Consider the following 22,020-nt stretch of genomic DNA (forward strand, 5'->3'; position numbering starts at 1 on the left):
CTTCAGCGCAGCCGCTGGCTGATCACCTTCGAGACGCCGTCGCCCTGCATGGAGACGCCGTAGAGCGCGTCGGCGACCTCCATCGTGCGCTTCTGGTGGGTGATCACGATGAGCTGGGAGGACTCCTGGAGCTCGCGCATGATCCGGATGAGCCGCTGGAGGTTGGTGTCGTCGAGGGCGGCCTCGACCTCGTCCATGACGTAGAAGGGGCTGGGGCGGGCCTTGAAGATGGAGACGAGGAGGGCGACGGCGGTCAGGGAGCGTTCGCCGCCGGAGAGCAGGGAGAGCCGCTTGACCTTCTTGCCGGGCGGGCGGGCCTCGACGTCGACGCCGGTGGTCAGCATGTTCGCGGGGTCGGTGAGGACGAGCCGGCCCTCGCCGCCGGGGAAGAGCCGGGAGAAGACGCCCTCGAACTCGCGGGCGGTGTCGTGGTACGCCTCCGTGAAGACCTGCTCGACGCGCCGGTCGACGTCCTTGACGACCTGGAGGAGGTCGGCGCGGGTCTTCTTGAGGTCTTCGAGCTGCTCGGAGAGGAAGCGGTGCCGTTCCTCCAGGGCGGCGAACTCCTCCAGGGCGAGCGGGTTGACCTTGCCGAGCTGCTGGAAGGCGCGCTCGGCCGCTCTGAGCCGCTTCTCCTGCTCCGAACGGATGAAGGGGCGGGGGGCGGGGGGCGCGTCGTCGGGGAGGGGGGCGCCGTCGGCGGGCGGGGAGGGCGGGACGGGCTGGTCGGGGCCGTACTCGGCGGCGAGGGCGTCCGCGTCGACGCCGAACTCCTCCAGGGCCCTGGCCTCCAGCTGTTCGATCCGCAGCCGCTTCTCGGCGCCGAGGACCTCGCCGCGGTGGACGGAGTCGGTGAGCTTGTCGAGGTCGGTCTTGAGCGCGCGGCCCCGGTCGCGGGCGGCGGCGAGGTCCTGTTCGCGGGCGGCGCGGGCGGCGGCGGCCTCGGCGCGCTCGCCTTCGGCGCGGCCCTGGGCCGTCTCGACGTGGACGAGGAGGGTACGGGCCCCGGCGGCGACGGCGCGGGCGACGGCGGCCTCGTGGCGGAGGCGGGCGCGGAGGCGCTCGGCACGCGCGCGTGCCTCGCGTTCGGCGCGGGCGGCGCGGTCGAGGGAGTCGGCGCGGCCGGCCAGGGCCTTGACCCGCTCCTCGTGGGTGCGGACCTGGAGGCGGGCCTCCATCTCGGTCTGGCGGGCGTTGGAGCCGTCGATGGCGAGCCGGTCCCGGACGGCGGTGTCGGGCTCCTCCTCGGCGGGGAGTTCCTCGGCGGCCAGCAGCCGGGCGGCGAGTTCCTCGGCCTGGTCGGTGGCGTCCCGGAGGGCCTCCCCCGCGCGGGCGACGGCGGCGGCGGTCCGCTCGGCCTCGCCCTCGGCGGCCCTGGCCTGTCCGGCGAGGCGGCCGAGGGACTGGGCGACGGCGGCGCTCTCCCGGTCGGCGGCGCGGCGGGCCCGGTCGAGTTCCTCGGCGAGGGCGGCGGCGGCGCCGCGGCGTTCCGCGGCCTCTTCCCGGGTACGGGCCAGCTCCTCGGCGCGGGCGGTGAGTTCGGCGAGTTCGGCGGCGGCCTCGTCGACCTGGGCCCGCACTTCGAGGAGGCTGGGGGCGCCGGCCGAGCCGCCCTGCGCGCGGTGGGCGGCGAGGAGGTCGCCGTCGGCGGTGACGGCGGTGAGGTGGGGGTGGGCGCGGACGGTCTCGTGCGCCCGGTCGAGGTCGTCGACGACGACGGTCCGGGCGAGGATCCGCCGTACGGCTCCGAGGAGCTCGTCGGGCCCGCTGACGAGCGCGGCGACGGAGACCAGCCCGTCGGGAACGGCGACGTCTCCGGGTCCGGGTCCCGCGTCGGCTCCGGGTCGGGGCCGGGGCCCGGGTCCGGGTCCGGGTCCCGGCCCGGGCCCTGCTCCGCGCGCGGCCTCGGGTCCGGCTCCGGTCTCGGGTCCGGGGCCGGTCTCGGGTCCGGGGCCGGTCTCGGGTCCGGGGCCGGTCTCGGGTCCGGGGCCGGTCTCGGGTCCGGGGCCGGCGAGGAGGAGGGTGGCGCGGCCGGCGTCCTGTTTGCGGAGGAGGCGGAGGGCCTCGACGGCGGTGGCGGGGCCGTCGGCGGCGAGGGCGTCGGCGGCGGCGCCGAGCGCGGCGGCGACGGCGGCCTCGTGGCCGGGGGCGACCGTGAGGAGGTCGGCGGCGGGGCCGAGGAGGCCGGTGAGTCCGGCGGCGAGGAGGGCGCCGGTGCCGTCCTTGCGGCGCAGGCCGAGGGCGAGGGTGTCGTGGCGGGCGAGGACGGCGGCGCGCCGGTTCCCGGTGGCGGCGGCGGCCTCGCGGGCGGCGCCCAGCGCGGTCTCGGCGTCGGCGAGGGCGCGGCGGGCCTCCTCGTGCCGTTCGGCGCGGGCGGTGGCGTCGGCGTCGAGGCCGTCGACCTCGGTCCGAAGGGCCGCGTACTCCTCCTGGGCGGCGGCGGCCCGTTCGGCGGCCTCGTCACGGGCGGCGGCGAGGCGGCCGATCTCGGCCTGGGCGGCGGCGGCGCGGGAGCGGGCCGCGTTGGCCTGGCCGTGGAGGCGGGCGAGTCCTTCGCGGCGGTCGGCGAGGGCGCGGGCGGCGTCCTTGAGACGGCGTTCCTCTGCGGTGAGGGCGCGTTCGAGTTCGGCGCGGTGGGCGGTGGTGTCCTCCAGGGCCCGTTCGGCGGCCTCCAGGGCGGCTTCGAGTCCGGCCTCCTGCTCGCGGACGCGGGCGGCTTCGCGCTCCAGGTCCTCGGGGTCGCGGCCGCGCCGTTCCTCGGCGGGCGCGGCGGTGGCGCTCCGGACCCGGGCGTCGGCGAGGGAGACGGTGCCGCGGACGCGTTCGGCGAGCTGGGAGAGGGCGTACCAGTTCTGCTGGGCGCGGTCGAGGCGGGGGGCGAGGGCGCGGACCTCGGCCTCCAGTTCCGCCTCGTGGGCGAGGGCGGTGCGCAGGTCGGCCTCGGTGGCCTCCTTGCGGGCCAGGAGGGCCGCCTCGTCGGCGAGTTCGGTGTGCAGGGCCCGCCGGAGGCCGGTGAGGTCGTCGGCGAGGAGGCGGAGGCGGGCGTCGCGCAGGTCGGCCTGGATGACGACGGCGCGGCGGGCGACGGCGGCCTGCCGGCCGAGGGGCTTGAGCTGGCGGCGGAGTTCGTCGGCGAGGTCCTGCACGCGGGCGAGGTTGGCGCGCATCGCGTCGAGCTTCCGCAGCGCCTTCTCCTTGCGCTTGCGGTGCTTGAGGACTCCGGCGGCCTCCTCGATGAAGGCGCGCCGGCCCATGGGGTCGGCGTGCAGGACCGAGTCGAGCTGTCCCTGGCCGACGATGACGTGCATCTCGCGGCCGATGCCGGAGTCGGAGAGCAGGTCCTGGATGTCGAGGAGGCGGCAGGTGTCGCCGTTGATCTGGTACTCGCTGCTGCCGCCGCGGAACATGATCCGGGTGATCGTGACCTCGGCGTAGTCGATCGGCAGGGCGCCGTCGGTGTTGTCGATGGTGAGCGAGACCTCGGCGCGGCCGAGCGGGGGGCGCCCGGTCGTGCCGGCGAAGATGACGTCCTCCATCTTGCCGCCGCGCAGCGACTTGGCGCCCTGTTCGCCCATGACCCAGGAGAGCGCGTCCACGACGTTGGACTTTCCGGAGCCGTTGGGGCCGACGACGCAGGTGATCCCGGGTTCGAACCGCAGCGTGGTGGCGGAGGCGAAGGACTTGAATCCGCGCAGGGTCAGGGCCTTGAGGTGCACTCCGGGGACTCTACCGGGGGCGTCGCGTTTCGCCGGTGATCGCGCGGGGCAGACCCTCGGGTGAGAACGGTGGTGTCACGGGGACGGGACGGGTTTTCCGGAGGGGCGGGAGAAAGAAAAGAAGGGACGCCGGAGCGCCCCTTGCCTGTTCATTCAGCTGTTCCCACCTGAATCCCCCTGGGGCGGGGGTGGTCAGGTGAGCGCGGGCTCTGCCTGGGGTACGTCGAGATCGATGCGGTCGAGCAGCGACTCGCCCTCGTGCTGAGCGGCGGCAGCGGCGAGCGCGTCGTTCTCGGACTGGATCCGTACCAGCTCGGATTCCAGGTCCTGGACACGCTGCTGGAGCCGTCGCATCTCGGCGAGGAGTCGCGGGTCGGAGCCGCCGACGTAACCGAGAAGCGCCTTTGCCATGATGAGTGGTCCTCCACACTGAGTGACCGACCGAATGCGGTGTGGGTCGTGAGGGATGGATTCGCACCCGCGGTGCTCGGCAGTACTGAGTTGTGCCGGTTTCTACTGCCACACAGCTAAGGTGCGCGGGGCTTTCAGAGTCTCACCAAAAAGTTTGACGGTCAACACGATCACGCCCCGATCGGTGTGGCGTACGGGGAGTCGGCGGCCGCGCGGCGGGCGGCGGCGCCTCTCGACCCGTCGCACCGGGGCGTGGCGATCACATGTGCCGGGGCAGCCTCGCACGCGGACCTCAACTTGGCAACCACCTGGGAGTTCTTCTGTTCATCGGTACGGTTCCGGCCCTCCGTCCGGGGCCCGGAGGGGGCGTCCGACAGAGGGCCGGAGGGGGTGCGGGGGCGGGCCGTCAGCGGATGGCGAAGCCGTCGTAGCCGCCCCGGGGGGTGTCCCATATCTCAGTGACGCCGTCCACGCGGCCGGGCGTGTCGTCGGATCGCAGCCAGTCGAGGAGTCGGTGGCAATGGTCACTCGGGCCCTCGGCCACCACCTGCACCCGGCCGTCGTCGAGGTTCAGGGCGAAGCCGGTGAGACCGCCGATCTCCAGGGCGTTTGCCCTGGTGAACCAGCGGAAGCCCACTCCCTGTACCCGTCCGCGTACCCAGGCGGTCATCCGTACGTCGTCGCTCATGGGTGCACGCTAGCGGGCGGATCCCCCGAAGGGCACGTCGCGGCGGCTTTCCATGGCGTACAGTCCGACGGAATGCGCCTCACCCACATGGGTGCACGCCTTTCGCTCGCCCGTACGCGGCTCACGCTCCGTATCGAAAGAAAACGAAAGCGATCGAAAGCAAAGAGCGCAGCAAACCAGCAAAGATCCGCCGGATCCCTTGGGGAACCGGTCAGGACCAGCTCAGGGAGGCAGGGCAGATGGGACGCCACCGTCGCTCCGGCGCCGCGCCCGCCGGGGCAGACTACGCGACCGGCACCGACCCCGATCCGCGAGCCCCCCGCCCCAGGCGGCGCGGCGTCCGCACCGGGCTGATCGGCGCCTCCGCCGCCGTCGCCGTCGGCGCCGTGGCGGTCGCCTCCGGCCTCCTGCCCGGCGGCGAGGCCCTCACCGTCGGCACCGCGAGCAGCGGCAGGCCCACCGCCGAGCAGGCCCAGCGCGCCCCGCAGCTCACCACCCAGGGCGGCGCGACCGAGACCCCCGAGGACCGGACGGCGGGCACCGCCCCGGCCGCCCCGAAGACTCCGGCGAAGCCCCGGCAGACCCCGGCCCCCACCGGGAAGACCCCCGACGGGAAGACCCCCGCCGGGAAGGCTCCCGCGGAGAAGACCCCCGCCGCGAGCACGCGGCCCGCGCGGGCGGAGACCCGCACCGCTCCCCCGGCCGCGCCAAAGACCCCCGCGACGGCGGACGCGAGCCCGGAGCCCGCGCCGGCCGGGCCGACCCGGACCGCGCGGAGCGCCGTCCCGCAGGCCCCGGCGCGCTCCACCGCCGACCGCGCGGCCGCCGCCGAGGCCGAGGTCGTCCGCCTGGTGAACGTCGAGCGCGGCAAGGCGGGCTGCTCCCCCCTGAAGACCTCCGACAGCCTCTCCAAGCTGGCCGGCGCCCACAGCGCCGACATGGCCGCCCGCGGTTTCTTCGGCCACACCGACCCCTCCGGCACCACCCCCTGGGACCGTGCCGGGGCCGCCGGCGTCACCGGTCTCGGCGCCGAGAACATCGCCCGCGGCCAGGTCGACGCGGCGGCCGCGATGGTCTCCTGGATGAACGGCGACCAGAACCGGGCCAACATCATGAACTGCTCCTTCACCTCCCTCGGCGTCGGTGTCCAGTTCGGCGACGGCGGCCCCTGGTGGACCCAGGACTTCGGCTACTGAGCCGCCGCGCGTACCGTGGGGACATGACCGACGCCCCCGCCTTCGACGTGTTCGCGCGCGGCTGCGCCTCGCGCACGACGCTGGAGCACGTCACGGGCCGGTGGGGCGGCCTCACCCTCGGCGCCCTGTACGAGGGCGAGCTGCGGTTCAACGAGGTGCGGCGGCGGGTGGACGGGGTCAGCGAGAAGATGCTCGCGCAGACCCTCCAGGCGCTGGAGCGGGACGGCCTGGTGCACCGGGAGGCCCGGTCGGTCAGCCCGCCCCGGGTCGACTACCGGCTCACCCCGCTCGGCCGCGAGGTCGCCGAGCGGCTGCTGGGGCTGATCTCCCTGGTGGAGGCGCGGATGCCGCAGGTCGTCGCGGCCCGCGAGGCGTACGACGCGGAGCGCGCCGCCGTCACGCGGTGACGCGCGGCGGGCGCTGGCAGCGCGGGCAGAAGTAGCTGGAGCGGTTCATCCAGGCCCGGCGGCGCATCGGGGTGCCGCAACGGCGGCAGGGCTCGTCCTCCCGCCCGTAGGCGTCGAGGGACCGGTCGAAGTAGCCGGATTCGCCGTTCACGTTCACGTACAGGCTGTCGAAGCTGGTGCCGCCGGCGTCGAGCGCCGCGTTCATCACGTCCCGGACGTGGCCGAGGAGTTCGGCGGAGCGGGGCCGGGTGAGGGTGGCGGTCGGCCGGTCGTAGTGGAGCCGGGAGCGCCAGAGCGCCTCGTCGGCGTAGATGTTGCCGACGCCGCTGATCAGCGACTGGTCGAGGAGCGCCCGCTTGACGGTGGTGCGGCGCAGGCGCAGCGCGGTCTGGAAGGCGGCGTCGTCGAAGGCCGGGTCCAGCGGGTCGCGGGCGATGTGCCCGATGACGTCGGGCAGGCCGTCCGGGGTCTGGTCGTGCAGCGAGAGCCCGCCGAAGGTGCGCTGGTCGACGAAGCGCAGCTCGGTGCCGGTGGTGTCGTCGAAGCGGACCCGGACCCGGAGGTGCTTCTCGTCCGGGGCGTCCGCGGGCTGCACCAGGAGCTGTCCGCTCATGCCCAGGTGGCCGAGGACGGAGGTGCCGGTGCCGGCCAGCGGCAGCCACAGGTACTTGCCCCGGCGGCGGGCCGCCTCGAAGGTCCGCCCGGTGAGCCGGGCGGCGAAGTCCGCGCCGCCCGCGGGGTGGCGCCGTACCGCGCGGGGGTGCAGCACCTCGACGCCGGCCACGGTCCGTCCGGCGACCCAGCGCTCCAGTCCGCGCCGGACGACCTCGACCTCGGGCAGCTCGGGCACGGGACTCCTCCGGAGGGGTACGGGACGGTGGTCCTCGCAGCCTACCGCCCGGGACGGACGCCCCCCGGCTCCCGCCTGGAACTCTCCCGTCCCTCCCGGAGAACGGCCTCCGGTCTCCCAGCGACGCCCCCGCTCCCCGGAGAAGAACGGCCTCCGCCCGCCCCCGGTGCGGGGACGGGCGGAGGAGGGGCTTCCGTGAAGGACGCGGGAGCGCGGTCAGGCGGTGGCCGGGGCGGCCCCGTCCTTCCGGTCCGTCTCGTCGGCGCCGGCCTCGGCCCGCGCCGCCCGCTCGTCCGCGGTCGCGCGGATCGCGCGCCACGCGGATTCGGCGGCCTGCTGTTCCGCTTCCTTCTTGCTGCGGCCGGTGCCGGTGCCGTACGAGACACCACCGACGCGGGCGGCAGCGGTGAAGGTCTTCTCGTGGTCGGGGCCCTCCTCGGAGACGAGGTACTCCGGCACACCGAGTCCCTCGGCCGCGGTGAGTTCCTGGAGGCTGGTCTTCCAGTCCAGTCCGGCACCGAGGTTCGAGGACTTCTCGATCAGCGGGTCGAAGAGCCGGTGCACCAGCTCGGACGCCGCGTCGAGACCCTGGTCGAGATAGACCGCGCCGATCACCGCTTCGAGGGTGTCGGCGAGGATGGACGCCTTGTCCCGGCCGCCCGTGCCCTCTTCGCCCCGGCCGAGCCGGATGAAGGAGCCCAGGTCGAGGCCACGGCCCACTTCGGCCAGCGCACGCGAGTTGACCACCGCGGCCCGCAGTTTGGCCAGCTGGCCTTCCGGCAGGTCGGGGTGGGTGCGGTAGAGGGTGTCGGTGACCACCAGGCCGAGCACGGAGTCCCCGAGGAACTCCAGCCGCTCGTTGGTGGGCAGACCGCCGTTCTCGTACGCGTACGAGCGATGCGTCAGCGCACGCACCAGAAGGGCGGACTCGAGGTGATACCCGAGCCGCCCTTCCAGAAGCGTGTGGGACGAGGCGCTGTTGATGCTGTCAGACATCGTGCCTCTCACCAGCCGCTCAGACCGCGAGGACCTGGCGCTTGTTGTAGGTGCCGCAGCTCGGGCACGCGATGTGCTGCAGCTTCGGCTCCTGGCAGCGCTCGCACGAAACCAGGGTGGGGACCGCAGCCTTCCACTGCGACCGGCGGTGGCGCGTGTTGCTGCGCGACATCTTCCGCTTCGGAACAGCCACGGCTACTTCTCCTGCTTCTCGTCGACACCGGTAGCGGCGTCGCTCATGTTGTCCTTCTCGTCGGCTCCCAGCGAACCGGCGAGTTCCTGCAGTGCCGCCCAACGGATGTCGGTGGCGTCGTGGTGGTGGTCCGGGTTCTCGTTCAGGTTGATTCCACAGTCGGAACACAGACCCGCACAGTCCTCCCGGCACACCGGCTGCATCGGCAGAGCAAGCACCACCGCGTCACGCAGCACGGGTTCGAGGTCGAACATGCCGTCCTCGAGGGGGGTCATGCTCTCGTCCTCTTCGTCCTCTTCGTCCGTGGCCGCCTTGACGCGGCCCCGGTCGTCGGAGTCGGGGTACGAGAACATCTCCTGGAAGTCCGCGTCGAGCTCCAGCTCGACGGGCTCCAGACACCTTACGCACTCCCCCTCGGCCGATGCACGGGCGGTGCCTGTGACAAGCACCCCTTCCATGACCGATTCGAGTCGGAGCTCGATCTCCACCGGCGCGCCCTGGGGCACTCCGACGACTCCCGCGACACCGAGGTCCGCCGGCGCGTCGACCGTGCGGGAGATCCGCTGGAGGGCACCGGGACGCCGCCCCAGCTCGTGCGTGTCGAACACGAGGGGATTGCGGTGGTCGAGGCGCGTGCTCAGGGTTCTTCCTGCTTTCGGATCGTGCGTGGCGTACGTCGTCACGGGAGGCCGCCCCATTCTCGGGCAGCATGGATCGCGGACATACACGCGACCGAAGAGCCAGGATACTGGACGCGCCGCCCAGGGCCCAATCCGGGCCCTTCGGCGGCTACTGCCCCTGTTCGTACCGGCGCAGCTGCTCCAGATCGATCATGCTCGTGTCGAAGAAGCTGGTCTCGTCGAGCGCGGCCGGCGGGGCCGGGACCTGCTGGGGCGGGTAGCCGTACGGGTCGGACTGCTGCTGCGGGTAGCCGTAGGGGTCCGCCTGCGGCGCCTGGGGCTGGTAGGCGTACGGGTCCGGCTGCTGCTGCGGGTAGCCGTAGGGGTCCGGCTGCGCGGGCTGCGGCTGATAGGCGTACGGGTCGTGCGCGGGCTGCGCCGGTACGGGGGCGGGCGCGGGGGCCGGGGCCGCCGGGGCGGGCTCCGGGTCGGCCAGCGCGGCGAGGCCGGCCAGGTAGTCGGCGTCGCTGGTGTGCACGGTGGTGCCGAGGCCCTCCTGGGCGGCCATGTGCTCGCCGAGTGCGTCGGTGGCGATCCGGCCGTGCAGCTTCTGCCGGCCGCGCCCGACGGCCTCCAGGGTCTTGGAGAGGACCGCCTCGAAGGCGCCCAGCTTGGCGTCGACGTACTCGTCGGCGCGCCGGACCAGGGTCTGCGGGTCCGCGCTGTACTCGGGGGCGTCCTGGTCCGGGTAGCCGTGCTCGTCGAGGCCGGGGCCCCGGCCGAGGAGCTTCTCGCGGCCCCGGTCGACGGAGCCGATGGTCTTGTTGAGGACGACCTCGAAGTTGGCGAGCTTGGAGTCGACGTACTCGTCGGCCTCGGCGCGGACCTCCTCGGCCTCCCGGCGGGCCTCGGAGAGGATCCGGTCGGCCTCCTCCTGAGACTGCCGGGCGATCTGGGTGTCGGAGACGATCGTGCCGCGCTCGGCGTGCGCGGCCTCGATGATCCGCTCCGCCTCCTGCCGGGCCTGCTCGACCATCTGCTCGCGGCCGCCGATGAGCTCCTGGGCCTGGGCGAGGGAGTTCGGCAGGGCGTCGCGCACCTCGGCGAGGAGGGCGAGCAGATCGGCGCGGTTGACCACGCAGGAGGCCGACATGGGCATCGAGCGGGCGTTCTGTACGGTCGCGACGATCTCGTCGAGCTTCTTCTGCACGTCCACCGGGTGCTCGCCACTCTCTACAGCTGGATGGAGACGGACGGGACGACTGTATGCGCAGTCGTGGCCCGTCCGACACCAGGTGACGGAGCGTCAGCGATGGTGGCCGCGCGTCACTTCCGGCGGAGCCGCTCGGTGAGCTGTCCGAGGACCTCCGGGGGCACCAGGTGGGAGACGTCGCCGCCCCAGGCCGCGACCTCCTTGACCAGGGAGGACGACAGGAAGCTGTACGTGGGGTTGGTGGGCACGAAGAGGGTCTCGACGCCCGACAGGCCGTTGTTCATCTGGGCCATCTGGAGCTCGTAGTCGAAGTCGCTGACCGCGCGCAGGCCCTTGACGATGGCGGGGATGTCGCGCTGCTTGCAGAAGTCGACGAGCAGGCCGTGGAAGGACTCCACCCGCACGTTGCCGAGGTCGGAGGTGACCTCGCGGATCAGCTCGATCCGCTCGTCGACGGTGAAGAGGCCCTGCTTGGACTGGTTGATCATCACCGCGACGTGCACCACGTCGTACAGCTTGGAGGCGCGGGCGATGATGTCGAGGTGTCCGTTGGTGATGGGGTCGAACGACCCCGGGCAGACGGCGCGGCGCAAGCTGGTTCCCTCGCTCTCCGGTCGGGTCATCGTGCGTCTTCGCACGTAGAGGCGGCGCGACCGTACCAAAACGTTCCCTCGCCGTAGCGCCGGGACCGCAGTGGTTCGAAGCCGGCCGGCCAGCCGAAGGAGCCGCCTCGGGTGCTGCGCTCCACGGTGACGAGGGCATCCTCGCGCAGCCACCCCCCGGAGCGCAGTGTGAGGAGGATCTCGCGGATCTCCTCGTCGGGGACGGCGTACGGCGGGTCGAGGAAGACCAGGTCGTACGGCTCCGCCGGGGCCGGTCCCGCGGCGACCTGCTCGGCCTTCCCGGCCCTGGCCTCGGCGCCGGGCAGTCCGAGGGAGCGGACGTTCTCCCGCACGGTGCGGGCGGCCCGCGCGTCGGCCTCGACGAGCAGGGCGTGGGCGGCGCCCCGGGAGAGCGCCTCCAGGCCGACGGCTCCGGAGCCGGCGTACAGGTCGGCGACCCTGGTCCCTCCGAGGGGGCCGTACAGGGCCTCCCAGGTGGAGAAGAGGCCCTCGCGCGCCCGGTCGGATGTGGGGCGGGTGCCGTTGCCCGGGGGCACGGCCAGGCGCCGTCCGCCGGCGGTGCCGGCGATCACGCGGGTCATCGTCGTCCTCTGCTCGATAGTGCGCTCGCGGTACCCGAGCAGCATAGGTCGGCTCCGGCCGTCATCCCTTCTCCAGGTACTCCTCCCGCTCCTCGCTGAGCAGGGCGTCGAGCGTGGTGCGCAGGCCCGGGTGGGCGGTGAGGTCCGGGTCGGCGAGGACGACGGCGGTGGCCTCCTCGCGGGCGGCGGCGATGACCTCCTCGTCGTCGATGACGGTGAGGACCCGCAGGGAGGAGCGGACGCCGGACTGGGCCTGGCCGAGGACGTCGCCCTCGCGGCGCTGTTCGAGGTCGATGCGGGAGAGTTCGAAGCCGTCGAGGGTGGCGGCGACGGCGCCGAGGCGCTGGCGGGCGGGGCTCGCCCCGGGCATCTCGGTGACGAGGAGGCAGAGGCCGGGGGCGGAGCCGCGGCCGACGCGGCCGCGGAGCTGGTGGAGCTGGGAGACGCCGAAGCGGTCGGCGTCCATGATCACCATGGCGGTGGCGTTGGGCACGTTGACGCCGACCTCGATGACGGTGGTGGCGACCAGGACATCGAGCTCGCCGGCGGCGAAGCCGCGCATGACCTCGTCCTTGTCGTCGGGGTGCATGCGGCCGTGCAGGACGGCGATCCGCAGCCCGGCGAGGGGGCCGGCGCGCAGCTTCTCGGCCACGTCGAGGACGGCGAGCGGGGGGCGCTTCTCCGCCTCGTCCTCCTTCGCGCCCCGGGCCTTCTTCTTCTGGTCCTCCTCGTCCCCGATGCGGGGGCAGACCACGTACGCCTGGTGGCCGTTCTGCACCTCCTCGCGGACCCGCTCCCAGGCGCGGGCGAGGAAGTGCGGCTTGTCGGCGGCGGGGACGACGTGGCTGGCGATCGGGGAGCGCCCGGCGGGGAGCTGGTCGAGGACGGAGGTCTCCAGGTCGCCGAAGACGGTCATGGCGACGGTCCGGGGGATGGGGGTGGCCGTCATGACGAGCAGGTGCGGGGGCTGCTTGCCCTTGCCCCGCAGCGCGTCGCGCTGCTCGACGCCGAAGCGGTGCTGCTCGTCGACGACGACGAGGCCGAGGTCGTGGAACCTGACCTTGTCCTCGATGAGGGCGTGGGTGCCGATGACGATGCCGGCCTCGCCGGTGACCAGGTCGAGGAGGGCCTGCCGGCGGGCGGCGGTGCCCATGGAGCCGGTGAGCAGGACGACCTTGGTGCCCCGCTCGGAGCCTCCGAGCATGCCGCCCTCGGCCAGCTCCCCCATCATCTCGGTGACCGACCGGTGGTGCTGCTGGGCGAGCACCTCGGTGGGCGCGAGCATCGCGGCCTGCCCCCCGGCGTCGACGACGGCGAGCATGGCCCGCAGCGCCACCATGGTCTTGCCGGAGCCGACCTCTCCCTGGAGGAGGCGGTGCATGGGGTGGTCGGTGGCGAGGTCGTCGAAGATCTCCTTCGAGACCTTGTTCTGGCCGTCGGTGAGGGTGAAGGGGAGCGTGGCGTCGAAGGCGGTGAGGAGGCCGTCGGGGGCGGGGCGGCGGGGGACGGCGGGGAGCTGGGTGTCGGCGTGGCGGCGGCGGGCGAGGGCGACCTGGAGGACGAACGCCTCGTCCCACTTGAGCCGTTCGCGGGCGGCGGCGACGTCGGCCTTGGTGCGGGGGCGGTGGATCAGCCGCAGGGCGTCGGGGAGTTCGGCGAGGCCGCGGCCCTCGCGGAGCGCGTCGGGGAGGGGGTCGGCGGCATCGGCGGCGGCGGGCAGGACGGCGTCGACGGCCTTGGAGATCTTCCAGGACTCCAGTTTGGTGGTGGCCGGGTAGATCGGGATGAGGGCGCCGGCCCAGCTCCCGGCGGCCTCCGCCGCGTCGCCGTCGCCGCGCAGGAGCTCGTAGGAGGGGTGGGCGAGCTGGAGGCGGCGGTTGAAGAGGGAGACCTTTCCGGCGAACATCGCGCGGGTGCCGGGCGGCAGGTCGTGGTGCGGCTTGTGGACGCCCTTGCCGAAGAAGACCAGCTGGAGGCGGCCGTAGCCGTCGGTGATGGTCACTTCGAGGCGCTGGCCGCGTCCCTTGGAGCCGTTGAAGGTGTGCACGCGGGCGTCGGCGACCTGGGCGACGACGGTGACGTGCTCGTCGAGCGGCAGGTCGGAGAGGGTGGTCAGCTCGCCCCGCTCGGCGTACCGCCGGGGGTAGTGGTGGAGGAGGTCCCCGACCGTGTGCAGGTCGAGGGCCTCGGCCATGACCTTGGCGGTGGCGGGGCCGAGTGACTTCGTGAGGGGTACGTCGAGCGCGGACACGTCGTCCATTGCACACCACCGGACCGACAGACGGGGCGAGGGCTGTGGACAACGCGCCCGGGGCGGGGCCTTCCCGGCGGCTACTCGACGCCGATGAGGAGCGGCGGGGCGCCCTCTCCCGCGTGGTACGTGACGGTGTCCACGGCCAGGTAGCCGCGCCGCACGTGGGCTTCGAGGGTGTCGGCGAGGCCGGGCGGGGTGCCGTCGGCGACGACGAGGGTGACGAGTTCGCCGCCGGCCTGGAGCATCCGGTCGAGGACGGTGCGGGCGGTGGCGGTGAGGTCCTGGCCGATGACGGCGACGTCGCCCTCGATGAGGCCGAGGACGTCGCCGGCCTGGCAGACGCCGGCGGAGGTGAAGGACCGGCGGGCGGCGACGGCGAGTTCGGCGTAGCGGGTGGCGCCGGCGGCGGCGGTCATGGCGACGACGTCCTCGTCGAAGCTGCGGCCGGGTTCGTGGACGGCGAGGGCGGCGATGCCCTGGACGGCGGCCCGGGTGGGGATGAGGGCGACCCGGATGCCCTCGGCGCGGGCGCGTTCGGCGGCGGTCGCGGCGGCGGCCCGCAGGTCGGCGTCGTTGGGCAGGAGGACGACCTCGCGCGCGTGGGCGCGGCGGACGGCGTCGAGGAGTTCGCCGTCGGCGGGGGGTTCGCCGGGGCGGGTCTGGACGGTGGTGGCGCCGGCCTCGGCGCAGAGTCCGGCGAGTCCTTCGCCGGGGAGGACGGCGACGACCGCGCGGGGGGCGCGTTCGGCGGTGCCGGGCGTCCCCGCCGGGTCCCGGGTGGCGTCCGCGGGCGCGTGCGTCCCGGGTCCGGGGGCGGTGCTCGCGAAGTGGGTGACGCGGACGCGGTGGGGGCGGCCGGCCTCGATGCCGGCCTCGACGGCGGCGCCCGCGTCGTCGGTGTGGACGTGGACGTTCCACAGGCCGTCGCCGCCGACGACGACGAGGGAGTCGCCGAGGGCGTCGAGCCGGGCCCTGAGGAGGGCGACGGCCTCGTCGTCGGCCTCCAGGAGGTAGAGCACCTCGTAGGCGGGGCCCTGGTTGTGGGGGCCGCAGGGTTCCGGGGCGGGGTGCGCGGCGGGGGCCGGGGCGGTCGGCGGGAGGGGGGCGGGGGCCCGGCCGGTGACGGTCTCCAGGAGGGCGCCGAGCACCGTCACCAGGCCCCGTCCTCCGGCGTCCACGACTCCGGCGCGGCCGAGGGCGGCCAGTTGGCCGGGGGTGGCCGCGAGGGCCGTCCTGGCGCCTTCGTAGGCGCTCGCGGCCACCTCGGGGAGGGGGCCGCCAGCCGCGCAGCGGTGCGCCGCGGCGGCGGCGACGGTGAGGATCGTGCCCTCCTCGGGGTGGGCGACGGCCGCGCGGGCGGAGTCGGCGGCGGCGGCGAGGGCGCGGGCGAGGTGGTCGCCGTCGGCGCCGTCGGCGAGGACGGCGGCCATGCCGCGCAGGAGCTGGGACAGGATGGTGCCGGAGTTGCCGCGGGCGCCGAGGAGGGCGCCGTGGGCCATGGCCCGGACGGCGTCGGCGGTGTCGGGGGCGGAGCCGCCGGTGGCTCCGGGGGCGGCGAAGACGGCTTCGACGGCCCGGTGGGCGGCGTCGGCGGTCAGGTGGAGGTTGGTACCGGTGTCGCCGTCGGCGACCGGGAAGACGTTGATGGCGTCGATCGCGGCCCGCTCCCGGCCGAGGGCCTCCGCGGTGCGCGCGCTCCAGTCCCGGACCGCCTCCGCGTCGAGGACGAGACGTCCGTCACTCGGGGCGGGGCGGTCGGAGGGGTGCGGGGGGCGCGACAACGGGGGTCCTCCTTCGGCGGTGGAGTTTTCCCGCAGGGTAGACCGGGGGGGCCGGGAACGGGGGGCTCGGGACGGGGTCGGCCCGGACCGTGGTAGTTTCGTTCCACGGAAGCAGTCGTTGTATGCTGCTTCGGTTGCCCGGCACTCGCCGGGCCATCCCCGGCAAGCCACTTCAGACTCCTGATTCCGGTGCGCCGGATCTCACTGTAAATCTGAAGTCTTTGGAGTGACCCGTGGCTGCCAACTGCGACGTCTGCGGCAAGGGGCCGGGCTTCGGCAACAACATTTCGCACTCGCACCGCCGTACGTCTCGTCGCTGGAACCCGAACATCCAGCGCGTGCGTGCCGTGGTCGGTCGGACGCCGAAGCGGCTCAACGTCTGCACCTCGTGCATCAAGGCCGGCAAGGTCTCGCGCTAACCGCGACGTTCGTGTCGTAGCGCAGCCCCTGCGGTTGCCTTGAAGGGCCGGTCCACCTCGGTGGACCGGCCCTTCGCCGTACCCGGAACCAGGACCCGGAGCCAGGCCCCGGGTCCAAGGGCCGGGACCGGGTCAGCGGCGCGTCCCCCACCCGTGGTCGACGGGCCCGATGCCCCGTCCCAGGGCGAATCCCGCCGCCAGGGCCCCGGTCACGTACGCCTTCGCCTCCCGTACGGCCGTCGGCACGGACAGCCCCTTGGCGAGGCCCGACGCGACCGCCGAGGCGAGCGTGCAGCCCGTCCCGTGGGTGTGCCGGTTGTCGTACCGGGGGGCGTACAGCCAGTGCTCCTCGGTGCCGTCGGTGAGCAGGTCCACGACCTCGGCGGCGTTCCCGGGCAGGTGGCCGCCCTTGATCAGCGCCCAGCGGGGCCCGTGGCCGAGGATCGCGTCGGCGGCCCGGCGCATCCCGTCCTCGTCCTCGACCACGATGCCGGTGAGCTGCGTCACCTCGTCCAGGTTGGGGGTGGCGACGGTCGCGGCGGGCAGCAGCCGTGTGCGTACGGACTCCAGGGCGGAGGCGGCGAGCAGCGGGTCGCCGTGCTTGGAGACGCCGACGGGGTCGACGACCACGGGCGCGTCCGTGCCGGCGAGGAGCTCCGCGACGGTCTCCACCAGCGGGGCGGTGGCCAGCATGCCGGTCTTGACCGCGTGCACCCCGATGTCGTCGACGACGGCCCGGTACTGGGCGCGGACGGCCTCCTCGGGGAGTTCCCAGACGCCGTGGACGCCCAGCGAGTTCTGGGCGGTGACGGCGGTGAGGACGCTCATGCCGTGGACGCCGAGGGCGAGCATCGTCTTGAGGTCGGCCTGGATGCCTGCGCCGCCGCCGGAGTCCGATCCGGCGACGGTGAGGACCAGCGGGAGGCTCACTCGGTCTCCCCGAAGTGGTCCCAGCCGCCCGCGCTGTGCCAGGGCGCGCCGTCGACGGTCACCTGGGGCAGCGCGGAGGGGGCGATGACCTCGCCGATGACCTTCCAGCGGGCGGGCAGCTTCACGTCGGGCGGGAAGGTGGCGACGATCGCGTGGTCCTCGCCGCCGGTGAGGACCCACTGGAGCGGGTCGACGCCGACGGCCTGGCCGATGTCGTGCATCTGGCCGGGGATGTCGATGAGGCCGGAGCGCAGGTCGATGCGGACGTTGCTGGCCTCGGCGATGTGGCCGAGGTCGGCGATGAGGCCGTCGCTGACGTCGCACATGGCGGTGGCGCCGAGTCCGGCGGCGGCCGGGCCCGCGTGGTACGGCGGCTCGGGGCGGCGGTGGGCCTCGACGAAGGCGCGGGGGGAGCGGAAGCCGCGGGAGAGGACCGCGTAACCGGCGGCGGACCAGCCGAGCCAGCCGGTGTAGGCGACGACGTCGCCGGGTTCGGCGCCGCCCCGGGTGACCGGGTCGTGGTTGCGCAGGTCGCCGAGGGCGGTGATGGAGACCATGATCGTGTCGCCCCGGACGACGTCGCCGCCGACCACCGCCGCGCCCGCGACCTGACATTCGTCGCGCAGGCCGTCCATGAGTTCCGTGGCCCAGGTGACGGGCAGTTCGGCGGGGACGACGAGGCCGAGGAGGAGGGCGGTGGGGACCGCGCCCATGGCGGCGATGTCGGCGAGGTTCTGCGCGGCGGCCTTGCGGCCGACGTCGTAGGCCGTCGACCAGTCGCGGCGGAAGTGGCGTCCCTCGATGAGGATGTCCGTGCTCGCCACCACGCGGCGGTCGGGGGCGGAGACCACGGCGGCGTCGTCGCCGGGCCCGATCCGTACCGCCGGGGTGGAGGTGAGCCGGGACGTGAGCTCCCTGATGAGCCCGAACTCGCCCAGCTCTCCGACTGTGCCCTTCACCGCGTCTCACCTCGTGTCGTCGTGCGGCCCGGCCCTCGGCGGAGCGTCCGCTCGCACCGCGGGTCGCGGGCCGGCACCGTGCTGGGTACCGTCAAGTAGACCGTCAACTTCTGTCCTGTGTACGCCACACCCCGGGCGTCTCCGCGGGCGCGGGTCTCCCCGCGGCCCTCGGCGACGCGGTACCGTGGCGTCCCTTTCTCCCACAAGATCCTCGTGGTCGCCCTGGAGGTTCCGTGGTACAGGCGTACATCCTGATTCAGACCGAAGTGGGCAAGGCGTCGGCCGTGGCCGACACCATCGCCAAGATTCCGGGGGTGATCCAGGCCGAGGACGTGACCGGGCCGTACGACGTGATCGTGCGGGCGCAGGCCGACACGGTCGACGAGCTGGGTCGCATGGTGGTCGCGAAGGTCCAGCAAGTGGACGGCATCACGCGCACACTGACCTGCCCGGTCGTCCATCTGTAGCCCCCGTCTACCCTGGGCCGGTGAAGTCTTCCCACCGGCCTGTCGGCCTGCTCGCCCCGGCCGTCGTCCTGCTGCTGGCCGTCACCGGTTGCTCCTCCGGCGCCGGGGCGCCGGTGCCGGTTCCGGATCCGCCCGCGGCGGAGGCGGCGCTCTGCCGTGCGCTGGCTCGGGAGCTCCCGGAGACCGTGGCCGGGCAGGAGCGCAGCGACCCGTCCCCCGACTCGGAGCTGACCGCCGGGTGGGGTGACGGAGCGATCGTACTGCGCTGCGGAGTCCCCCGGCCCGAAAAGATGAGCGATCCGCAGTCGCAGGGCATCGACGCGAACGGCGTCAACTGGATGCTGGAGCGGCCGGAGGGTTCCGGGCCCCGGTTCACCTCGGTCTACCGGAAGACGTACGTCGAGGTCAGCCTGGACGCGCGGTACGCGAACGACGCCGGCCCCCTCGTCGACCTCGCCGCCCCGGTGGCGCGCGCGATCCCCTGCGCCCTCAGCGAGGAGTGCTCCGAGAGCGACGCCCCGGGCGCCGCTTCCTGAACCGGAAGGGCCTTCCTGAGCCGGAAGGGCCCGGAGGGGCCTCCCCCGGGCCGCCGTGCACCGGTCAGCGCAGGCCCGTGGAGCGGGTCAGGGCCGCCTGGAGCAGGCGGTCGACCAGCTCGGGGTAGCTCACGCCGCTCTCCTGCCACATGCGCGGGTACATGGAGATCGGGGTGAAGCCGGGCATGGTGTTGATCTCGTTGATGACGAAGTCGCCGTCCTCGGTGAGGAAGAAGTCGGCGCGGACCAGGCCCTCGCAGGAGACGGCCTCGTAGGCGGCGACGGCGAGGCGCTGGACCTCTGCGGTGGCGGCGTCGCCGATCGGGGCGGGGACCAGGCCGGAGGCCGAGTCGATGTACTTGGCCTCGAAGTCGTAGAACTCGTGGTCGGTGACCGGGGGGATCTCGGCGGGCACGCTGGCGCGCGGGCCGTCCTCGAACTCCAGGACGCCGCACTCGATCTCGCGGCCGCGCAGCAGCGCCTCCACGATGATCTTCGGGTCGTGGCGGCGGGCCTCCTCGACGGCCTCGTCGAGACCGGAGAGGTCGTCCACCTTGGTGATGCCGACGGAGGAGCCGCCGCGGGCGGGCTTCACGAACAGCGGCCAGCCGTGGTCGGCGGCGAACTCGACGATCTTCTTGCGGGCCTCGGCCGGGTTGCGGTCCCACTCGCGCGGCCGGATCACCTCGTACGGGCCGACCGGCAGGCCGTAGGAGGTGAAGACGCGCTTCATGTACTCCTTGTCCTGGCCGACGGCGGAGGCGAGGACGCCCGCGCCGACGTACGGGACGCCGGAGAGCTCCAGCAGGCCCTGGAGGGTGCCATCCTCGCCGTACGGGCCGTGCAGCACGGGGAAGACGACGTCGACCTCGCCGAGGGCCTTCGGCAGCGCGCCGGGCTCGCTGAGCACGACCTCGCGGCTGGACGGGTCGACGGGGAGCAGCACGCCGCCCTTCTCCCCCTCGGCGAGCTGGGCGACGTCCGGGAGTTCACGGCCGGCGATGGCCATCCGCTCGGGGGCGTCGGCGGTCAGCGCCCAGCGGCCCTCGCGGGTGATGCCGATGGGCAGCACGTCGTACTTGGTCCGGTCGATGGCCCGCAGGACGGCGCCGGCGGTGACGACGGAGATGGCGTGCTCGGAGCTGCGTCCGCCGAAGACGACGGCCACGCGCGGCTTGCGGGGGCTCTGGGTGTTCTCGCTCATATCGCCCTGAGCGTACCTTGCGGTGTCCGAACTCCTGAGCGCCCCGCGTGCCGTCGCGCGCGTCCGGCCCAGTGGCCGGAGGCTGTCCTTCCGCGGGCCCTCCCGCGGAGCGTTCAGCAGCGCTCGGGCTTGGCGCTGCGCGACATCAGCTCCTTGAGCGCGACCACGGGCGGCTTGCCGTCGTGGACGATGGAGACGACGGTCTCGGTGATGGGCATGTCGACGCCGTGGCGGCGGCCCAGGTCGAGCACGGACTCGCAGGACTTGACGCCCTCGGCGGTCTGCCTGGTGGCCGCGACGGCCTCCTGGAGGGTCATCCCGCGGCCCAGGTTGGTGCCGAAGGTGTTGTTCCGGGAGAGCGGCGAGGAGCAGGTGGCGACCAGGTCGCCGAGGCCCGCGAGGCCGGAGAAGGTCAGCGGGTCGGCGCCCATGGCGAGGCCGAGGCGGGTGGTCTCGGCGAGGCCGCGGGTGATGAGGGTGGCCTTGGAGTTGTCGCCCAGGCCCATGCCGTTGGCGATGCCGACGGCGAGGCCGATGACGTTCTTGACCGCGCCGCCGAGCTCGCAGCCGACGACGTCGGTGTTGGTGTACGGGCGGAAGTACGGGGTCATGCAGGCGGCCTGGAGCCGCTGGGCGACCGACTCGTCGACGCAGGCGGCGACGGCGGCGGCGGGCTGCCGGGCGGCGATCTCGCGGGCCAGGTTGGGGCCGGTGAGGACCGCGACCCGCTCGGCGGGCACGCCGGCGACCTCGGAGATGACCTCGCTCATCCGCTTGGCGGTGCCGAGTTCGATGCCCTTCATCAGGGAGACCAGGACGGTCTCGGGGCCGAGCTTCGGCGCCCAGGCGGCGAGGTTCTCGCGCAGGGTCTGGGAGGGGACGACGAGGACGGCGAAGTCGGCGCCCTCGGCGGCCTCGGCCGGGTCGGCGGTGGCCGTGACGCCCCGGGGGAGCTCGACGCCGGGCAGGTAGTCGGGGTTGGTACGGGTGGTGTTGATGGCCTCGGCGAGCGCCGGGCGGCGGCCCCAGAGGCTCACCTCGCAGCCGGCGTCGGCCATCACCATGGCGAAGGCGGTGCCCCAGGACCCGTTTCCGAAGACGGCGGCCTTGGTCATTTGGCGCCCCCCTCGGCGGCCTTGCGGCTCTGCCGCAGGCGGGCGGCGCGGCGCGGGTCGTACGGCTCGGCGGGGGCCTGCTCGCCGCGGACCTCCGCCAGCAGGGCGGTGATCGCCGCCATGATCGTCTCGGTGGCCTCGCGCAGCACCTCGGGGGTGGGCTCCAGGCCGTCGAAGCGGGAGAGGTCGACCGGCGGCCCGGCCTGGACGATCAGCGTCTTGCGCGGGAAGAAGCTGAACTTGTCCTTCTTGGCGTACGGCGGCATGGCGAGGTTGGCGCCCCACTGGGCCACCGGGATGACGGGCGCCCTGGTGAGCAGCGCGACGCGGGCGGCGCCGGTCTTGCCGGGCATCGGCCACATGTCGGGGTCGCGGGTGAGGGTGCCCTCGGGGTAGAAGGCGACGCACTCGCCGCGCTCGATGGCGTCCACGGCGGCCCGGAAGGCGTCCAGGGCGTTCGCGGTCTCCCGGTAGACGGGGATCTGGCCGGTGTTGCGGAGCATCGTGCCGACGAAGCCCGCCTTGAAGAGGCCCGCCTTGGCGAGGAAACGGGGCACCCGGCCGGTGTTGTACTGGTAGTGCGCGTAGGACAGCGGGTCCAGGTAGGAGTTGTGGTTGACCGCGGTGATGAATCCGCCGTCGGCCGGAATGTGCTCCATGCCGCGCCAGTCCCGCTTGAACAGAACCACCAGGGGGGGTTTGGCGATGACCGCCGCGAGGCGGTACCAGAAGCCGATTCTGCGGCGGGGCACTCGGGGCACCTTTCTCCGGGTCCTGCTGGCAGGGGGTCAAGTGTCGCCCCCCGCTCCTGCTGTGTCGAGGACACCGTACGCCCCGGGACCGGGGGCGTCCCTTCCGGGC

The 22,020-nt window shown here is 73.8% G+C and carries 22 protein-coding genes; 5 read left to right on the forward strand and 17 right to left on the reverse strand.

Going from position 1 to position 22,020, the window contains the following annotated elements:
* Positions 1 to 2 precede the first annotated feature (2 nt).
* The 3 genes from IE219_RS24380 to IE219_RS24390 form a co-directional block, all read right to left on the reverse strand.
* Positions 3 to 3,716, reverse strand: coding sequence for a chromosome segregation SMC family protein (locus IE219_RS24380; protein WP_189981113.1), 3,714 nt, complete (start codon positions 3,714 to 3,716; stop codon positions 3 to 5).
* A gap of 192 nt (positions 3,717 to 3,908) precedes the next feature.
* Positions 3,909 to 4,127, reverse strand: a complete 219-nt coding sequence (locus IE219_RS24385; protein WP_189981115.1) for a hypothetical protein — start codon at positions 4,125 to 4,127, stop codon at positions 3,909 to 3,911.
* 406 nt (positions 4,128 to 4,533) lie between these two features.
* On the reverse strand, positions 4,534 to 4,815 hold the full coding sequence (locus IE219_RS24390; RefSeq protein ID WP_189981117.1) for an acylphosphatase: 282 nt from the start codon (positions 4,813 to 4,815) through the stop codon (positions 4,534 to 4,536).
* Positions 4,816 to 5,054: 239 nt separating this feature from the next.
* Here IE219_RS24390 and IE219_RS24395 point away from each other — a divergent pair, with 239 nt between their 5' ends.
* Both IE219_RS24395 and IE219_RS24400 read left to right on the forward strand, forming a co-directional pair.
* Entirely contained in the window at positions 5,055 to 6,011 is a 957-nt protein-coding gene (locus tag IE219_RS24395; protein WP_189981119.1) for a CAP domain-containing protein, read from the forward strand.
* Positions 6,012 to 6,034: 23 nt separating this feature from the next.
* On the forward strand, positions 6,035 to 6,418 hold the full coding sequence (locus tag IE219_RS24400) for a winged helix-turn-helix transcriptional regulator (protein ID WP_189981121.1): 384 nt from the start codon (positions 6,035 to 6,037) through the stop codon (positions 6,416 to 6,418).
* Here IE219_RS24400 and mutM read toward each other — a convergent pair.
* The 9 genes from mutM to fakA all read right to left on the reverse strand — a co-directional run bounded on the left by mutM (position 6,408) and on the right by fakA (position 15,529).
* Positions 6,408 to 7,268 (reverse strand): bifunctional DNA-formamidopyrimidine glycosylase/DNA-(apurinic or apyrimidinic site) lyase, encoded by an 861-nt coding sequence (gene mutM, locus IE219_RS24405; RefSeq protein ID WP_189981123.1) that lies wholly within the window; start codon positions 7,266 to 7,268, stop codon positions 6,408 to 6,410. The genes IE219_RS24400 and mutM overlap by 11 nt on opposite strands.
* 216 nt (positions 7,269 to 7,484) lie before the next feature.
* A complete protein-coding gene (rnc, locus tag IE219_RS24410; protein WP_189981125.1) occupies positions 7,485 to 8,264 on the reverse strand; it encodes a ribonuclease III in 780 nt (259 codons plus the stop codon).
* 19 nt (positions 8,265 to 8,283) lie between these two features.
* Positions 8,284 to 8,457 carry a 50S ribosomal protein L32 gene (rpmF, locus tag IE219_RS24415; RefSeq protein WP_043229344.1) on the reverse strand — a complete coding sequence of 58 codons (174 nt, stop codon included), beginning with the start codon at positions 8,455 to 8,457 and terminating at the stop codon, positions 8,284 to 8,286.
* Positions 8,458 to 8,459: 2 nt separating this feature from the next.
* Positions 8,460 to 9,098, reverse strand: coding sequence for a YceD family protein (locus tag IE219_RS24420; RefSeq protein ID WP_229849986.1), 639 nt, complete (start codon positions 9,096 to 9,098; stop codon positions 8,460 to 8,462).
* Positions 9,099 to 9,246: 148 nt separating this feature from the next.
* Entirely contained in the window at positions 9,247 to 10,293 is a 1,047-nt protein-coding gene (locus IE219_RS24425) for a F0F1 ATP synthase subunit B (protein WP_189981129.1), read from the reverse strand.
* Positions 10,294 to 10,403: 110 nt separating this feature from the next.
* A complete protein-coding gene (gene coaD, locus IE219_RS24430) occupies positions 10,404 to 10,883 on the reverse strand; it encodes a pantetheine-phosphate adenylyltransferase (protein ID WP_308434043.1) in 480 nt (159 codons plus the stop codon).
* Positions 10,884 to 10,909: 26 nt separating this feature from the next.
* Positions 10,910 to 11,539 (reverse strand): 16S rRNA (guanine(966)-N(2))-methyltransferase RsmD, encoded by a 630-nt coding sequence (gene rsmD / locus IE219_RS24435; protein ID WP_189981134.1) that lies wholly within the window; start codon positions 11,537 to 11,539, stop codon positions 10,910 to 10,912.
* Positions 11,540 to 11,555: 16 nt separating this feature from the next.
* Positions 11,556 to 13,754, reverse strand: a complete 2,199-nt coding sequence (recG, locus tag IE219_RS24440; RefSeq protein WP_189981136.1) for an ATP-dependent DNA helicase RecG — start codon at positions 13,752 to 13,754, stop codon at positions 11,556 to 11,558.
* Positions 13,755 to 13,825: 71 nt separating this feature from the next.
* The gene (gene fakA / locus IE219_RS24445; RefSeq protein ID WP_189981138.1) at positions 13,826 to 15,529 is read right to left on the reverse strand and encodes a DAK2 domain-containing protein; all 1,704 of its coding nucleotides are present in this window, start codon (positions 15,527 to 15,529) and stop codon (positions 13,826 to 13,828) included.
* Positions 15,530 to 15,762: 233 nt separating this feature from the next.
* Here fakA and rpmB point away from each other — a divergent pair, with 233 nt between their 5' ends.
* A complete protein-coding gene (gene rpmB, locus IE219_RS24450) occupies positions 15,763 to 15,948 on the forward strand; it encodes a 50S ribosomal protein L28 (RefSeq protein WP_003957616.1) in 186 nt (61 codons plus the stop codon).
* A 132-nt stretch (positions 15,949 to 16,080) separates the two neighbouring features.
* Here rpmB and thiD read toward each other — a convergent pair whose 3' ends face one another.
* Positions 16,081 to 16,878: a bifunctional hydroxymethylpyrimidine kinase/phosphomethylpyrimidine kinase gene (gene thiD, locus IE219_RS24455; protein ID WP_189981140.1), complete on the reverse strand. Its 798-nt coding sequence runs from the start codon at positions 16,876 to 16,878 to the stop codon at positions 16,081 to 16,083.
* The gene (locus IE219_RS24460; protein WP_189981142.1) at positions 16,875 to 17,837 is read right to left on the reverse strand and encodes a thiamine-phosphate kinase; all 963 of its coding nucleotides are present in this window, start codon (positions 17,835 to 17,837) and stop codon (positions 16,875 to 16,877) included. Before IE219_RS24460 ends, thiD begins: the two co-directional genes overlap by 4 nt.
* Positions 17,838 to 18,070: 233 nt before the next feature.
* Between IE219_RS24460 and IE219_RS24465 the strand changes: the two genes are divergently transcribed.
* Together IE219_RS24465 and IE219_RS24470 are read left to right on the forward strand one after the other, a co-directional pair.
* Entirely contained in the window at positions 18,071 to 18,304 is a 234-nt protein-coding gene (locus IE219_RS24465) for an Lrp/AsnC family transcriptional regulator (RefSeq protein WP_189981144.1), read from the forward strand.
* Between the two features lie 20 nt (positions 18,305 to 18,324).
* Positions 18,325 to 18,840, forward strand: a complete 516-nt coding sequence (locus IE219_RS24470) for a DUF3515 domain-containing protein (RefSeq protein WP_189981146.1) — start codon at positions 18,325 to 18,327, stop codon at positions 18,838 to 18,840.
* A 64-nt stretch (positions 18,841 to 18,904) separates the two neighbouring features.
* Here IE219_RS24470 and IE219_RS24475 read toward each other — a convergent pair whose 3' ends face one another.
* From IE219_RS24475 to IE219_RS24485, 3 genes are all read right to left on the reverse strand, one after another.
* Positions 18,905 to 20,044 carry a D-alanine--D-alanine ligase family protein gene (locus IE219_RS24475; protein ID WP_189981155.1) on the reverse strand — a complete coding sequence of 380 codons (1,140 nt, stop codon included), beginning with the start codon at positions 20,042 to 20,044 and terminating at the stop codon, positions 18,905 to 18,907.
* Between the two features lie 113 nt (positions 20,045 to 20,157).
* Entirely contained in the window at positions 20,158 to 21,159 is a 1,002-nt protein-coding gene (locus tag IE219_RS24480) for an NAD(P)H-dependent glycerol-3-phosphate dehydrogenase (RefSeq protein WP_189981157.1), read from the reverse strand.
* Positions 21,156 to 21,911, reverse strand: a complete 756-nt coding sequence (locus IE219_RS24485; protein WP_189981159.1) for a lysophospholipid acyltransferase family protein — start codon at positions 21,909 to 21,911, stop codon at positions 21,156 to 21,158. The genes IE219_RS24480 and IE219_RS24485 overlap by 4 nt, the downstream gene beginning before the upstream one ends.
* Positions 21,912 to 22,020 lie beyond the last annotated feature (109 nt).

It is taken from the genome of Streptomyces termitum (genome assembly GCF_014650175.1).
Classification (GTDB): domain Bacteria; phylum Actinomycetota; class Actinomycetes; order Streptomycetales; family Streptomycetaceae; genus Streptomyces; species Streptomyces termitum.